12 protein-coding genes, 1 tRNA gene and 1 pseudogene are annotated in these 15,339 nt (G+C 69.4%); 5 read left to right on the forward strand and 9 right to left on the reverse strand.

The features are described 5' to 3' along the window. Positions 1–9: 9 nt before the first annotated feature. The 7 genes from rho to SSOG_RS14975 all read right to left on the reverse strand — a co-directional run bounded on the left by rho (position 10) and on the right by SSOG_RS14975 (position 9,399). Positions 10–2,148: a transcription termination factor Rho gene (gene rho, locus SSOG_RS14945; protein ID WP_039937618.1), complete on the reverse strand. Its 2,139-nt coding sequence runs from the start codon at positions 2,146–2,148 to the stop codon at positions 10–12. A gap of 400 nt (positions 2,149–2,548) precedes the next feature. After that, positions 2,549–3,463 (reverse strand): homoserine kinase, encoded by a 915-nt coding sequence (gene thrB / locus SSOG_RS14950; protein WP_009715062.1) that lies wholly within the window; start codon positions 3,461–3,463, stop codon positions 2,549–2,551. Positions 3,464–3,916: 453 nt separating this feature from the next. Then, the gene (thrC, locus tag SSOG_RS14955) at positions 3,917–4,993 is read right to left on the reverse strand and encodes a threonine synthase (protein WP_009715063.1); all 1,077 of its coding nucleotides are present in this window, start codon (positions 4,991–4,993) and stop codon (positions 3,917–3,919) included. A 97-nt stretch (positions 4,994–5,090) separates the two neighbouring features. Beyond that, the gene (locus tag SSOG_RS14960) at positions 5,091–6,383 is read right to left on the reverse strand and encodes a homoserine dehydrogenase (RefSeq protein ID WP_009715064.1); all 1,293 of its coding nucleotides are present in this window, start codon (positions 6,381–6,383) and stop codon (positions 5,091–5,093) included. 160 nt (positions 6,384–6,543) lie between these two features. Continuing rightward, positions 6,544–7,935, reverse strand: coding sequence for a diaminopimelate decarboxylase (lysA, locus tag SSOG_RS14965; protein ID WP_009715065.1), 1,392 nt, complete (start codon positions 7,933–7,935; stop codon positions 6,544–6,546). A 17-nt stretch (positions 7,936–7,952) separates the two neighbouring features. Beyond that, a complete protein-coding gene (locus SSOG_RS14970; protein ID WP_039937620.1) occupies positions 7,953–8,864 on the reverse strand; it encodes an ArgS family protein in 912 nt (303 codons plus the stop codon). Positions 8,865–8,976: 112 nt separating this feature from the next. Beyond that, positions 8,977–9,399 (reverse strand): response regulator, encoded by a 423-nt coding sequence (locus SSOG_RS14975; RefSeq protein WP_039941104.1) that lies wholly within the window; start codon positions 9,397–9,399, stop codon positions 8,977–8,979. Between the two features lie 225 nt (positions 9,400–9,624). On the opposite strand from SSOG_RS14975, the gene SSOG_RS14980 reads away from it, so the two are divergent. Continuing rightward, positions 9,625–9,696 (forward strand) — tRNA-Arg (locus SSOG_RS14980). A gap of 96 nt (positions 9,697–9,792) precedes the next feature. Here SSOG_RS14980 and SSOG_RS14985 read toward each other — a convergent pair. Then, on the reverse strand, positions 9,793–11,226 hold the full coding sequence (locus tag SSOG_RS14985) for an ATP-binding protein (protein ID WP_039941106.1): 1,434 nt from the start codon (positions 11,224–11,226) through the stop codon (positions 9,793–9,795). 85 nt (positions 11,227–11,311) lie between these two features. Then, positions 11,312–11,884: pseudogene (locus SSOG_RS14990) on the reverse strand (DUF72 domain-containing protein); the annotation flags it as partial. A gap of 293 nt (positions 11,885–12,177) precedes the next feature. Between SSOG_RS14990 and SSOG_RS46775 the strand changes: the two are divergent. The 4 genes from SSOG_RS46775 to SSOG_RS15010 all read left to right on the forward strand — a co-directional run bounded on the left by SSOG_RS46775 (position 12,178) and on the right by SSOG_RS15010 (position 15,328). Continuing rightward, entirely contained in the window at positions 12,178–12,459 is a 282-nt protein-coding gene (locus SSOG_RS46775; protein WP_154685937.1) for a hypothetical protein, read from the forward strand. Positions 12,460–12,734: 275 nt separating this feature from the next. Further along, on the forward strand, positions 12,735–13,556 hold the full coding sequence (locus SSOG_RS15000; RefSeq protein WP_154685938.1) for a hypothetical protein: 822 nt from the start codon (positions 12,735–12,737) through the stop codon (positions 13,554–13,556). Between the two features lie 111 nt (positions 13,557–13,667). Further along, positions 13,668–14,336 carry a lytic polysaccharide monooxygenase auxiliary activity family 9 protein gene (locus tag SSOG_RS15005; RefSeq protein WP_009715072.1) on the forward strand — a complete coding sequence of 223 codons (669 nt, stop codon included), beginning with the start codon at positions 13,668–13,670 and terminating at the stop codon, positions 14,334–14,336. A gap of 119 nt (positions 14,337–14,455) precedes the next feature. Next, positions 14,456–15,328 carry an SCO4651 family lipoprotein gene (locus SSOG_RS15010; protein ID WP_039937622.1) on the forward strand — a complete coding sequence of 291 codons (873 nt, stop codon included), beginning with the start codon at positions 14,456–14,458 and terminating at the stop codon, positions 15,326–15,328. The last annotated feature ends 11 nt before the right edge of the window (positions 15,329–15,339 follow it).

Here is a 15,339-nt window from a genome sequence, read left to right on the forward strand (position 1 = left end):
CTTGTACGGTCAGTCGCCGTTGTTGCCCGGGCTGGGCGTGGTCTTGGCGATCTGCATCAGGAACTCGGCGTTCGACTTCGTCTGCTTCATCTTGTCGAGCAGCAGCTCGATCGCCTGCTGCGAGTCGAGCGCGTGCAGCACCCGGCGCAGCTTCCAGACGATGTTCAGCTCGTCCGGCGCCAGCAGGATCTCTTCCTTACGGGTGGACGACGGGTCGACGTCGACCGCCGGGAAGATGCGCTTGTCGGCGAGCTTCCGGTCGAGCTTGAGCTCCATGTTGCCGGTGCCCTTGAACTCCTCGAAGATCACCTCGTCCATCCGCGAGCCGGTCTCGACCAGCGCGGTGGCCAGGATGGTCAGCGAGCCGCCGTCCTCGATGTTCCGCGCGGCACCGAAGAACTTCTTCGGCGGGTAGAGCGCGGTCGAGTCGACACCACCGGACAGGATGCGGCCGGAGGCGGGCGCCGCCAGGTTGTACGCACGGCCCAGACGCGTGATCGAGTCCAGCAGCACGACCACGTCGTGGCCCAGCTCCACCAGCCGCTTGGCCCGCTCGATCGCCAGCTCGGCGACGGTGGTGTGGTCCTCGGCGGGACGGTCGAAGGTCGAGGAGATGACCTCGCCCTTGACCGAGCGCTGCATGTCGGTGACCTCTTCAGGACGCTCGTCGACGAGGACGACCATCAGATGGCACTCGGGGCTGTTGCGGGTGATCGCGTTGGCGATCGCCTGCATGATCATGGTCTTACCGGTCTTCGGCGGGGCCACGATCAGACCGCGCTGGCCCTTGCCGATCGGCGCGACCAGATCGATGATCCGGGTCGTCAGGCCGCCGGCCTCACTCTCCAGACGCAGCCGGTCCTGCGGGTAAAGCGGCGTCAGCTTCCCGAACTCGGGCCGTCCACGGCCGGTTTCGGGCGCCATGCCGTTGACCGAGTCGAGCCGCACCAGCGCGTTGAACTTCTCGCGGCGCTCGCCCTCGCGCGGCTGACGGACCGCACCGGTGACGTGATCGCCCTTGCGCAGACCGTTCTTGCGGACCTGGGCGAGCGAGACGTAGACGTCGTTCGGGCCCGGCAGGTAGCCGGAAGTCCGGATGAACGCGTAGTTGTCGAGGATGTCGAGGATGCCCGCGACCGGGATCAGGACGTCGTCCTCGGAGACCTGCGGCTCGTTGCCGAAGTCGTCGCGGCCACGACGGCCACGGCGGTCGCGGTAACGGCCGCGGCGCCCGCGGCGCCCGCCCTCGAAGTCGTCGTCCCCGTCGTCGGCGCGCTGCTGGCCCTGGCCGCGCCCGTCGCCGCGCTGCTGACGGCCGCCGCCGCCCTGCTGGCCGTCGTCGCCCTTGCCGCCGCGGCCCCGGTCGCGCTGGCCGCCGCCGCGCTCGCGACGGTCGCCCTTCTGGCCGCGCTCCTGACGGTCCTGACGGTCGCCGCCCTTGGCGCCCTTGCCCTCGGCGGTGTCCGCCGCGGCCTCGCCCTTGGCATCGCCCTTGGTCTCGGCACGGGCCTCCGTGCGGGTCTCGACCGCGGTGGCCGTGCCGCCGGACTCGGCGGTGGCGGTGGCGGGCGCGGTCGCCCGGCGGCGACGGCGCTCACCGGCCGGCTGCTCGTCGGCGGCCGGCTCCCCGGACTGACCCGGGATGTCGATCTGCTGCTGAGCGGTGGCCTTGTCCGCCTTGCCGCCCTTGGCGGCCTTGCCGGACTTCTCGGCATCCGCGTCCTGGTCGGCCTTGTCGGCCTTCCCGGCCTTGTTCTGGTTGCCGGCGTCCGCGCCGTCCTCGCCCGTACGGGCCTTGGAGGTCGTACGGCGCTTCGGCTTGGTCACCCCCTCGGCGGCGGACGGGGCGGCCTCGGAGCCCTGGGCTCCGCCGCCGGATGCGGCCTGCTTCTCCTTGATGACCTCGATCAGCTGGCTCTTGCGCATCCGCGCGGTGCCCTTGATGCCCAGGCTCGAGGCGAGCTGCTGGAGCTCTGCCAAGACCATGGCGTCAAGGCCGGTGCCCGAGCGGCGTCGCCGCGGGGCAGTGCCAGTGGCAGCACCGGTGGCAGGCGCGGAAGCGTCCGTAGCGGGCGCGGCGGCATTGCCGACACCGCTGTCGGAGGTGCCGGAGGCGTTCACGCCCATCAGATCGGTGGTGTCGCTCACGAAGGGTCCTTCCCTGGAGCGGGCGTCGGCCTGTCTGGCTCGGCGACCGGTTGTGCTGTCCGGCTGTGGTCCTTCCGTTACGGACCGGGCCGGGGCGGTGGTCCGCCGGTACGGCGGAGAGAACATTCATGGTTCCGACGCGGCAGAATGGTTCGCTTGGATCCGCCACGCCGATTCCGGTGCGTGCACGACACTGCTCAGGCAGGCTGCTCAGGCAGTGTGGGAGGCTCCCGGAAGAAGGGTGGTCCCGGATGGGGACACTTCGCACTGCGCCTCCGAGTACATCCAAGAGGCTTCAAGTGCAGACTTGAGGTTAACACTACCGGATCCAACAAACATTCCCCCTCTCCAACCGGCAATCGAGTTGTGCGGGGCCCGGGGGACGCCCCGGGCGGCTGGGTCAGCTGAGCGGCAGGACGCTCGCCCCCCCGGCGTCGAGAGCCAGCCGATTGGCCGCCCACCCCTCGCCCGCCAGCCGTGCGACCTTGTCGGCCGCACCGTCCTCGACCAGCGCGAGCACCGTGGGGCCCGCGCCGGAGACGACCGCGGGGACGCCGTCCGCACGCAGTCGGTGCACCAGGCTCACGCTCTCGGGCATCGCCGGAGCGCGGTATTCCTGGTGGAGCCGGTCCTCCGTCGCCGCGAGCAGCAGCTCGGGACGCCTGGTCAGGGCCTCCACGAGCAGGGCCGCACGCCCCGCGTTGACGGCCGCGTCCACATGCGGGACGGTGCGCGGCAGCAGTCCGCGGGCGGTCTCCGTGAGCACCGGCTTCCCGGGCACGAAGACCACCGGAACGATGGAATCGGCAGGGTCCATTCTGATCGCCCGGGCGGCTCCCGCGTCCGTCCAGGCGAGGGTGAAGCCGCCGAGCAGACAGGCGGCGACGTTGTCGGGGTGGCCCTCGATCTCGGTGGCCAGCTCCACCAGCGCCTCGTCGTCGAGTTTTTCGCCGCCGCCTATCGTCACGGCGCGCGCGGCGGTGATCCCGGCGCAGATGGCGGCGGAGGAGGAGCCGAGGCCGCGGCCGTGCGGAATGCGGTTGGCGCAGACCACCTCGAGGCCGCGCGGCTGCCCGCCCAGCAGGTCGAAGGCGGTACGGAGGGACCGTACGAGCAGATGGCTCTCGTCGCGCGGCAGGCTCTCGGCGCCCTCGCCCGCGATGTCGACGTGCAGACCGGAGTCGGCGACCCGGACCACCACGTCGTCGTAGAGCCCCAGGGCGAGACCGAAGGCGTCATAGCCGGGACCGAGATTGGCGCTCGAGGCAGGGACGCGCACTCGGACGGCGGCGGCGCGGAACGCTGGACCGGCCATCGCTCGATGACTCTCCTTGTGTGACGTGAGATTGCTCGAAGAGGTACGGAACACCGCGGGGGCCGTGACAGGACGGCGACGCCGCGCAGAGGTGAAGGCTCTGCGTCGGGGCGGATTCAGTACAGCCTATCGAAGGAAGGTTCTGTGGCGACATAGGGCGCACGGGAGGCGCACGATGCGTGTCGCACTCCCTGTCGTCGACCAGGTCCACTCTACTGGAGGGTTCCACATGCCCTCATCGTTCCTGCGCATCTCGTCCACCACTCGAGTGGATCTAGAGAACGCCCGGTGGGCGGAGGCGGCGGGAAGCGGGCGCACGCCCCCTGGGGCGGGCCCTGAGGCCCTCCGGCGTGGGCCCGGAGGTTGTCCGGCGTGTGTCCGGCGTGGGTGTCCACGGGCCGGGCCGGGGGCTCGACGACAGCGCCCCGACCCGCCTCGCGCGTTCTCCCGCGTTTACGCCAGTCCGAGCCGTACGGCCGCCGCGTCGGCGTCCACCGGCACGATGACCGGCTGCGGAGCGCCCGCGACCGCCCAGTCGGGGTCCTTCAGGCCGTTGCCCGTCACCGTGCACACGATGCGCTGGCCCGGGTCGACCTTGCCCTGCTCGGCCGCCTTCAGCAGCCCGGCCACGCTCGCCGCGGAGGCCGGCTCGACGAAGACGCCCTCCTGGGAGGCGAGCATCCGGTAGGCGGCGAGGATCTGACGGTCGGTCACCTCGTCGATGAAGCCGCCCGACTCGTCCCGCGCCCGCTCGGCCTGCGTCCAGGAGGCCGGGTTGCCGATCCGGATCGCGGTGGCGATGGTGGCAGGCTCCTTGACCGGCTCGCCGCGCACGAAGGGAGCCGAGCCCGACGCCTGGAAGCCCCACATCCGGGGGGCGCGGGAGGCCGGGCCGTCCTCGGCCGCGTACTCCTGGTAGCCCTTCCAGTAGGCGGTGATGTTGCCCGCGTTCCCGACCGGCAGGACGTGGATGTCGGGCGCGTCGCCGAGCATGTCGACGATCTCGAAGGCCGCGGTCTTCTGCCCTTCGATACGGGCCGGGTTGACCGAATTGACCAGCGCCACCGGGTACTTCTCGGACAGGCCGCGCGCGAGCGTCAGGCAGTCGTCGAAGTTGCCGTCGACCTGGAGGATCTTCGCGCCGTGCACCAGCGCCTGGCCCATCTTGCCCAGCGCGATCTTGCCCTGCGGCACCAGCACCGCGCAGACCATCCCGGCGCGCACGGCGTACGCCGCCGCCGACGCCGAGGTGTTTCCGGTGGAGGCGCAGATGACGGCCTTCGCCCCGGCCTCCTTGGCCGCGCTGATGGCCATCGTCATGCCGCGGTCCTTGAAGGACCCGGTGGGGTTGGCGCCCTCGACCTTGAGGTGGACCTCGCAGCCGGTGCGCTCGGAGAGCACCTGCGCGGGCACGAGGGGCGTCCCGCCCTCGCGGAGGGTGACGACGGGGCTCGTCTCGCCGACCGGGAGGCGGTCGCGGTACTCCTCGATGATGCCCCGCCATCCGTGCCACTGGCGGGTGCCGGACATTCGAGTCCCGGCGTCAGCAATTGCGTTCATGATTTCCCTTTTTCTCCACTCGCCCTCTACTCGGCCTCTGCTCCGCCTCTAGGGGGTGTCTTACCTGCTACTCGCCCTCGACCCGCATGATGCTCGCGACATCACGGACGGTGTCGAGTTGGCGCAGTGTCTCGACGGTCGCCGAGAGGGCGGCGTCGCTCGCGCGATGGGTCACGACGACGAGGGACGCCTCGCCGTCCTTCCCCTGCTGCCGGACCGTATCGATCGACACGCCGTGCTCGGCGAAGACTGTCGCCACCTGAGCGAGAACACCCGGTTTGTCGGCGACGTCGAGGCTGATGTGGTAGCGCGTGACCACCTGGCCCATGGGGCTCACCGGCAGTCGGCTGTACGCGGACTCGCCCGGCCCTGCGGTGCCCGACAGCTTGTTGCGGCACGCCGCGACCAGGTCCCCGAGGACGGCGGAGGCGGTCGGCGAACCGCCCGCGCCCGGTCCGTAGAACATCAGCTGACCGGCGGCGTCGGCCTCCACGAAGACCGCGTTGTACGCCTCGCGGACCGACGCCAGCGGATGGGTCAGCGGAATCATCGCCGGATGCACCCGCGCGGTCACCGACCGGCCGTCGGCGGCCCGCTCGCAGATCGCGAGCAGCTTGACGGTGCACCCCATGCGCTTGGCGGAGGCGATGTCGGCCCCGGTCACCTCGGTGATGCCCTCGCGGTGCACATCGTCGAGGGTGACCCGGGTGTGGAAGGCGATCCCGGCCAGGATCGCGGCCTTGGCGGCGGCGTCGAAGCCCTCGACGTCGGCGGTCGGGTCGGCCTCGGCGTACCCGAGCGCGGTGGCCTCGTCCAGCGCCTCGGAATACCCGGCTCCGCTGGTGTCCATCCGGTCGAGGATGAAGTTCGTCGTGCCGTTGACGATGCCGAGTACGCGGTTGATGTTGTCGCCCGCGAGCGATTCGCGCAGCGGCCGCACCAGCGGAATCGCGCCCGCGACCGCCGCCTCGTAGTACAGGTCCGCCCCGCGCTCCTGGGCGGCGGCGTGCAGCGCCGCGCCGTCCTTGGCGACCAGCGCCTTGTTGGCCGACACCACGCTCGCGCCATGCTCGAAGGCGGTGGTGATCAGCGTGCGGGCGGGCTCGATCCCGCCGATGACCTCGACCACCACGTCGATGTCCCCGCGCTTGACCAGCGCGGTGGCGTCGGTGGTCACCAGCTCGGCCGGTACGCCCTCGCGGACCCGCCCCGGGCGCCGCACCGCGATCCCGGCCAGCTCGACCGGGGCGCCGATGCGTGCCGCGAGGTCGTCCGCGTGCGTCGTCATGATGCGCGTCACCTCTGAGCCGACGACTCCACAGCCCAGCAGCGCCACTTTCAGCGGACGCGTACGCATCATCCGACCTCGCTTCTCATCCATCTAGGTGGTGCACCAGTCTCTTGCACTGGACGGGGTTTCCTGCCCCCGGGTCCAGTATCCGAGATTTCTTTCTCGCTGACCGATCCAGGCAACCGATCTTGCCGACGACCCCGCCGACCGATCCCTCTAACCGACCTCTCTAACCGACATCCAGCCGCAGCAGGTCCTCCTCCGTCTCCCGGCGGACGATTTCCCGCGCCTCACCGCCCCGCACGGCGACGACCGGCGGACGCAGCGCATGGTTGTAGTTGCTGGCCATCGAGCGGCAGTACGCGCCGGTGGCCGGGACGGCGAGCAGGTCGCCGGGCGCCAGGTCGGCGGGCAGGAAGGCGTCCCGTACGACGATGTCGCCCGACTCGCAGTGCTTGCCGACCACCCGGGACACCATCGGCTCGGCCGTGGACGAACGGGAGACCAACGCCACCGAGTACTCCGCATCGTAGAGCGCCGTACGGATGTTGTCGGACATGCCCCCATCGACACTGACGTACGTCCGCAGGCCCGGCAGTTCCTTGACCGTACCCACCTCGTACAGGGTGAATGCCGTCGGCCCGACGATCGCCCGCCCCGGCTCCACGGACAGCCGCGGCACCGAGAGCCCCGCGCCCGCACACTCCCGGGTCACGATCTCCCGCAGCGCCTTCGCGATGTCGTGCGGCTCGCTCGGGTCGTCGTCCGGCGTGTACGCGATGCCGAGACCGCCGCCGAGGTCGATCTCGGGCAGCTCGACCCCGTGCTCGTCCCGGACCTCCTTGAGCAGCCCCACGACGCGGTGGGCGGCCACCTCGAAGCCGGAGGTGTCGAAGATCTGCGACCCGATGTGCGAGTGCACGCCGATCAGCTCGAGCCCGTCGAGCTTCAGCGCCCGCCGCACCGCCTCGGCCGCCTGCCCGCCCGCGAGCGGAATGCCGAACTTCTGGTCCTCGTGGGCGGTCGCGATGAACTCGTGCGTATGCGCCTCGACGCCGACCGTGACCCGGATCTGGACCTTCTGCCGCTTGCCGAGACCCTGCGCGATGTGGGCGACGCGCACGATCTCCTGAAAGGAGTCGAGCACGATGCGCCCGACACCCGCTTCCACAGCCCTGTGGATCTCCTTCGCACTCTTGTTGTTTCCATGCAACGCGATCCGCTCGGCGGGAATCCCGGCGGCGAGCGCGGTGACCAGCTCCCCCTCGGAGCAGACGTCGAGGTTCAGCCCCTCCTCGTGGAGCCAGCGCACGACGGCGCGGGACAGGAACGCCTTCCCGGCGTAGAACACGTCCGCGTCCTCCCCGAACGCCTCCCGCCAGGCCCGGCAGCGGGCGCGGAAGTCGTCCTCGTCGAGGAAGTAGGCGGGGGTCCCGAACCGCTCGGCGAGCGAAGCGACATCGATCCCGCCGACGGTGACAACACCATCGGCGTTTCTCGACACCGTGCGGGACCAGACCCGAGCATCGAGCTGATTGAGATCGGCGGGCGGCGCGGCGTAGTGCCCCTCGGGCAGAACATCGGCGTGACGGGGCCCGGCGGGGTGGGCGGAACGGCTCATGCTGTCTCTCTCATTGATCAAATGCGGTTCGGGGCGCTGATGCCAAGCAGTCGGAGGCCATTGGCGAGCACGACGCGGGTGGCCTCGGCCAGCCGTTTTCGCCGCGTACCAGGAAGGAAGGCATCAGCGGTGGCAACAAGGTGACGAGCGACCCGATCGGGCGCACGGTGCCGAGCGGCGGATTCGACGGTACGAGGAAAGTCCCCCAGCAACCCGAGCAGCGCCGAGTCGTCGGCCCCCTCTGCCTCTGCATCGCCGACGGACCTCTTCGCCAAGGCATGCGCATACCGCACCCTGAAGAGCGGATTCCCCTCCCGCTGGGCCAGCAGGTGCGCCGGATCCAGATCGGGCAGATCATGCGCGGCAGCCCGCAACAGCCCCCACCGAGCAGCATCGGACCCCAGCCGGGTAAGCAGCTCACGAGCCCCGACCCCGGCGCCCCGCACAGAAATGACCTCACCGCCGGGGCCTACATCAACCGACCCCCCACACCCCTCAACAAGTCCCTTCACGACATGCAGCACCAGCGCGGCCCGCACCTCATCGGCGGGCGCGAAGCGCAAGCACACCCCCGCAAGCCCGTCGCCGAGCCCATACCCATCCCCCTGCTCAAGCACGACCCCGAGCAGCTGCTCATGCGAGCGCGCATCAAGGGTGATGTTGAGGAACCCAGGCCCGGCAATATCCACAGCCACGATCCCGGGCGTCCCGACGAGCCGCCGCCGCAACACCTCAGCGATCCGCGCGGCAGCGCCCTCACCCCGCCCCCGGGCCAGCTGCAACGCCACATTGGTCGCATAATCCCCGCACCCGGGCCGCGGCGGGGTCTGCACCTTCACCCGCTCCGGCACGTCGACGCACAGCTCGTCGGCCTCGACGGCGCGACGCACGGTGTGCAGCACAGTGCGGGAGAGCTGGGCGGGTGTCACGGCACCAGCGTATGGGAGGAGGGGGGTGCCTCCGCGAACCGGTTTCGCCCCTCGGACCGCACGTGCGCCCCACCCTCCAAACCGGCGCCCACCGGCCAACCCAAAACCTCGGCTAGCCGGTGGGCCCCACAGCCGGCTCAGCATCACCGGGCGCCGCCGCCCCAGCGGCCCCTTGACTCATCAGCCGCCCCACGAGCTTCACCAGCTCGGCGGGCTCGAAGGGTTTCGCCAGAAAGGCATCCACCCCCAGCGCCCGCCCCCGGTCCACCTCCACCTGCGTACACGCACTGATCATCGCGACCGGCAACTGCCGGGTCCGCGCGTCAGCACGCAACCTGGACGCCGTCTGTAGCCCATCCAGTCTGGGCATCACGACATCGAGAGTGATCACATCGGGTGCCACCTGGTGAACGATCTCCAGGCACTCGGCACCATCGGCCGCGGTCACGACCTCGAAGCCCTCCAGCTCGAGGTTGACCCTGATCAGCTGCCGGATGACCTTGTTGTCGTCGACGACAAGGACCCGGCCGGACAAGCCAGGCACACCCTGAAGAGTAGGCGCGCCCCCGCCCCCGCGTCCGCGTTTTGCCCACTTCCACCCCGTGCGAGGGATCTTCCCCCCACTCCCCTGCGCCCGCCCCTCCACATGCGGTATACCCCCCTCCGCTCCCGCCCGCCACCTCTCCCCAAAAGCGTTCATGACCACCCTCAGCGAGCTGGTAGTGTTCTACCCGTCGCCGCAAGCAACAGCGACAGGCAAGCCCCCGTAGCTCAGGGGATAGAGCAACGGCCTCCGGAGCCGTGTGCGCAGGTTCGAATCCTGCCGGGGGCACTTCTGTGTAAGTGCCGCAAAGCCCCGCCATCAGCTGTGATGCTGAGTGCGGGGCATTTTTGTGTCCGCAGGCACGCAACCGACGCGGCGGAGCGGCTACTGCCAAGCGCGGACGAGGTCGTCCGGGCCCCAATGCGCCGCGAGCGGCAGACCATCCTCGACGCCACAGCGGGAGACGGCCACGAGCGGGGTGTCCGCGTCGGCGCCGGGCACCGCGAGCATGTCCCGGACCAGGGCGTCGTATTCGCGTCGGCCGAACGGCTGGGACTCCAGCCACTTGATCGAGCCGATGAACTGCACAGCGCCCGCGACGGGTTCGCGGTCGGCGCCGATCAGGTCGATCTCGGGGTTGTTCTGCCGGTTCCACCAGCCGCCGACCGCCTCCGTTCGGGGCCACGTGTCATCGGGGAGCAGGCGCAGCAGCGACTCCCGGACGACCGGCTCCACCGCACGCCCCCGCCAGGTGGTCCAGGACCGCTCGATGCGCTCCAGAGCGAGATCCCCGCGGCCACGCTCGATGAGCGGGATTCCCCGCTGAAGGAAGGCGAGCCAGAACCGGAGGTAGGGATCGGCGATCCGGTAGCGCTTGTTCTTGGTGTCGGCCTTGGTGGACAGCGGCAGATCGGTGGCGAGGATGCGCTTGGCCTGCAAGGTATTCAACAGCGGGGACAGCGTTCCGGAGGGCAGCGCGCCGGCGCCTCCGGCCTGCGCGGCGATGGTGGAGAAGGTCCGCTCACCGCTGCCGACGGCCTCCAGGACCGCCCGGGAGTGCGAGGCTTCGGGGAACTCCCCCAGCAGCGACAGCTCACCCGCCACCAGCAGCGGCGACAGCGGATGCGCGACAGCCTCGCGCAGGAAGTCCGTACGGCCCATCCCGGGCCGCCACGACTGGACGATCTCCGGGAAGCCCCCGGTGATCAGTAGCGCGTCCACCGCGTCCGCCGCGTCCAGCCCCGTCATCGCCTGCACATCGGCCAGGTGCAGTGGCCGTACGGTCATCTTCGTGGCGCGCCCGAAGAACGGACGGCCATGGGACTGCAGCGCCTCCATCACCGACATGTCGCTGCCCACCAGGATCAACAGGACCGGCTTGGCGGACAGGTAGCGGTCCCAGACCGTCTGCAACGCCCCTTCGAATTCCTGGTCCTGCTCCACCAGCCACGGCACTTCGTCGATCACCGCGATGCTCGGGGCATCGTCCGGAACGGCGACGGCCAGGGACCGCAGCGCCTGATTCCAGTCCGTGGCGTGCAGCCCGGCCACCAGCTCCGCCCCAGGCAGCGGGGACTGGGCAAGAGCCGAGGCGAAGTCCGCTCGCTCGGCCACTGCGTTCCGACCCCGGGTCGCCTGGAAGACCATGTACGGAACGCCGGACCGGTCACAGAACTCCTGGACGAGTCGAGACTTCCCCACCCGACGCCGTCCCGTCACGATCACAGCCTGTCCTCGGGTCGCGCCCGCGCCCTCGGCCACCAGGCCGAGCTGGCGGGTCAGCAGGCCGAGGTCGACAGCCCTGCCCTTGAAATCCATCGCCACCCTTACGTCCAGCACACCATCCAATGGAACATAGATTCGATCTTACGTAGATTGAATCTTACTTAGATGGTAATCGATTTCACCCGCCCCGCCACGCACGGGCACCGAGCAGGTCCCGCATTGACTCCGCGGCGCGGACGGCCGCGTCTGCGCAGCAGTTGTTGAACAGGGCGTGGACCTCGTCGGCCCGGTCGGCCATCCCGCGCAGGCGTGGGACCCATTCCTCCAGTTCCTCGGCCGCGTAGGTGTGGCGGAACCGCTCCTCCTTGGTGCCGGTGCCCCAGGCCCCGTTGCGGCCGTGGAAGCGCGCCACCGCCAGGCGGGGTGAGGTGACCGGGGTGACCGGGGGCATGGAGGTGGGCAGCGTCTGCGTCATGTCCACGGCTACGGCGGCCATGCCCCAGTCCGAGAGTGCCGCCTCGGTCGCGGCCCGCTCGTCGTGCGACCACCAGCCGGGGTGGCGGAATTCCACGGCGACCGGCCAGCCGGCGGTGCGGCGCGCGCATTGGGCCAGGAACGTTTTGGCTCGTGTGTCGCCGGGGGCGAACCAGGGCGGGAACTGGAAGAGCAGGGTGCCGAGGCGCCCCGCGCTCTTCAGCGGCTCGAGCGCTCCGGTGAAGCGCTGCCACACCTCGTCGAGGAGTCCGGGGTCAGCCTCGTATCGCCCCTGGACAGCAGAGCGCGGTCCGTCCATGAACAGGTGCCGAACAGAATTGCACCCATGCCCCGCCGACTACCCGGGGTCGGCCAGATGGCACCAACGCGCAAACGGAATCTCGTGCATTGGCGGCAGGGACCGCGCTCTTCCTGGGCGGGGCATTGGTGTGGCAAGGAAGCGGAGGATTGGTAGGCGGAGGCTGAGAATTAAACGATTGCGCCAAGTTCGAGCACCTGTTTGGGTTGCGCGCCAGGGCAACACCGCCCGAATTTCAGGGGGAACTTTACGTGCGTATCCGTACGGGGGCGGCTTCCGCCGCATTGGCCGGACTGCTGGCCGTTGGCGCAGTCGGAACGGCGCAGGCCGAAAGCCACAACACACCGCAGGACCGGGGCACTTACGGCAAGAAGGAGGCCCGGTCCGGCTCCGGTGTCGGCGCGTTCGAGACCAAGGGCGACCGGGTGCACTTTTCGCACACGGTACGGGGCAACATCAACGCACACGGGTGGTGGAAGCGTCTGAACGGACCCGCGACCAAGGCCAAGGTCACGGTGTGGCTCCAGGTCTAGAGCGGGTCGCAGTGGCGGACGCTGAACAAGGGCTCCAAGACCGTCTATTCCGGTGGCGGAAGCGCCAAGCGGGCGTCGGCTGCCTGGAAGTGCACCAACCTGATCGCGAAGCACTCCTTCCGCAGCGTCATCGACGTTGACATCGTCGGTTACCCCGACGACAACAACAAGAAGACCACGGATACGCAGACGCTGTACTGTGGCACGTGATCAAGAGCTGATAGCGGCGCTGGAAGGACACCCTTCCAGCGCCGCGCATTTTCCGGGGAGTGCCCGTGATTCCGCCCACCGTGATTGTTGGTCTGCATGGGGTTCTCCAGCGGAATCCCTGGTTTGACCGGGTTGTAGAGCAGGACGAGGAAGGCACGGTTGAGGAAGATGTCCTCGGCTTTGCGATCGACCGGGCCGGTTCCTACGGCTGGCAATCCCTGACCAGTTGGCTTCATGAGGACGGAGAGGTCACGGCTCGCCATGAGCCCACTTCCTGGGCCCATGAGGAGGTCGGCGGCGATTGGACGCAGGATGGCAGGGTTCATCAGCTGGCCTGGTTGCAGGCTGGGGTTCTCACTGACCCTCCGCGTCCGGGTCTTCCTGTTCGGCCGATTTCTTTGGTGCTTGCCGAGACCTTGGCCCGCGTGGGCACGGTGACATTCACCGGTCTGCATGCCCTGCTGCCGCTGGAGGCGGCCGAACGCAATACGGCTTTTCACCAGACCGAGTTGGCGCCGTGGTTCGGCCTGGCGGATCCGGATGCCCGGTACGAGGTGGTGGTCACCGCCTCCTGCCATCCCGAGGCGGGCGGGATGAGCGAGCGTGATGCGGCGGCCGTCCGTGATGCGGTGCGGGAGATGGCGCAGGATGCGGTAGATGTCTCCGCGTCCGCGCCGGGGGGCGGCTTGCCGGGACTCGACCTCGATCTCGACCGGGTGCTGCACACCGAGGGGATGCGTGAGGTGATGCGGTTGAGCTGCCGTACGCGCGAGTGGTCACCGGATATCGCGGTGTGGCTGCTGGAGATGGTCGCGGAGGGATTGCGTCGGGCGGGGCGCTTGGCGCCGGTGGTGGTGACGGCCTCGCTGGCGTCGCCTCCGGCGTAGTCCACGCGGGCAACGGAACGTTTCGCATGGGCGGCGCCGGGCAAGCTGGCGTTTGGGAGCGCTCCCACATCGCTCCCACTCCCCCACGGACGATGGAAGGAAGATCGCGCAGTGATTTGTCATGAACGCGGCAATTTTTTACGTTGGGCGACTCGCGCCCTCGGACTGCTGTCCGCCCTGCTGCTCAGCCTGATCCCCTGGTCCGGCACCGCCAGCGCCCACGGATCCGTCATCGACCCCGCCTCCCGCAACTACGGCTGCTGGCTGCGCTGGGCCAGCGATTTCCAGAACCCGGAGATGGCCCAGAAAGACCCCATGTGCTGGCAGGCCTGGCAGGCCAACCCCAACGCCATGTGGAACTGGAACGGCCTCTACCGCAACGGCTCCGCCGGTAACTTCCCAGCAGTGATCCCGGACGGGCAGCTGTGCAGCGGCGGCCACACCGAGGGCGACCGGTACAACTCTCTGGACACCGTGGGCGCCTGGAAGACCACCAACATCAGCCGCAACTTCACCGTCAAGCTGTACGACCAGGCCAGCCACGGCGCCGACTACTTCAAGGTCTACGTCACCCGGCAGGGGTACGACCCCACCACCCAGCCGCTGAAGTGGAGCGACCTGCAACTGGTCACCACCACAGGTAAGTACGCGCCCAGCCAGAACTACTCGATCGATGTCAGCACCTCCGGCTACACCGGCCGCCACGTCGTCTACACGATCTGGCAGGCCTCGCACATGGACCAGACGTACTTCCTGTGCAGCGACGTCAACTTCACCTGAGCCGCCGCCCCCGTCTCCCTCGCCGGATGCCTCGCGTCCGGCGAGGGTTGCTCTTCGGCGGTCTCGTCCGGCGCTTCCGGGGCACTCGGTATCCCCAGTCGTTGAGAGGAGTTGGAGAGATGACCCACTTAGCCAGCGGGATACGGGCGGGCGCGATCGGTGCCGCGGGGCTCCTCGCGTGCGGGATGCTGACCGCGTGCGGGAGCGATGGCGACTCCGAGGGCAAGGGCGGGAAGACCTCGTCGGCGGCGAGTGGCGGGGCAGGGGGTACGTCGGCGGTCCGTACCGCGTACGCCAAGACCGCCAAGGAGGAGACGGCGCGGATGACGCTCCGTACCGAGACGTCGGCCGCGGGCAAGACGGCTGCCGCGGAGGGCGAGGGCGTCATCGACCTCGAGGACGGCGACAGCGCCATGACCATCAGCGCCGGGGGCCAGAAGGTCGAGCAGCGCGTCATCGACCAGGTGGTCTACCAGAAGCTTCCCGCGCGACAGCGCGCGCAGATACCCGGTGACAAGCCGTGGATCAAGATCGATCTGAAGAAGGCGGCCGCCGAGCAGAACAGCGGCAGCAGCAATCAGATCAACGACCCCGCGCAGTCCGCGTCGCTCGGCAAGGGCATCACCGACCGGAACACCGAAAAGGTCGGCACGGCCAGGGTCGACGGCGTGAAGACCACCCGCTATCGGGTCTCCGTGGACATCGACAAGCTCGCCGGCGGCGGCGCGTTGAAGCGCCAGGCCGGTTCCACCGTCCCGATGGACATCTGGCTGGACGACCAGGGCCGCATCCGGCGCCAGCAGATCACCATGAACCTCAAGCCGACGGATCAGGCGGACAAGACCACCGCCGTCCCGGAGAAAATGACGGTGCGCACGCTGATCGAGTTCTCCGACTTCGGCACCGAGGTCGACCCGGAGGTCCCGTCGGCGGGGCAGACCACCGACATGACGGGGAAAGCGGCCAAGCAACAGACCGGCCAGCAAAGCTGACCCAACATCTG

This window comes from Streptomyces himastatinicus ATCC 53653 (assembly GCF_000158915.1).
GTDB classification, from domain to species: Bacteria; Actinomycetota; Actinomycetes; order Streptomycetales; family Streptomycetaceae; genus Streptomyces; species Streptomyces himastatinicus.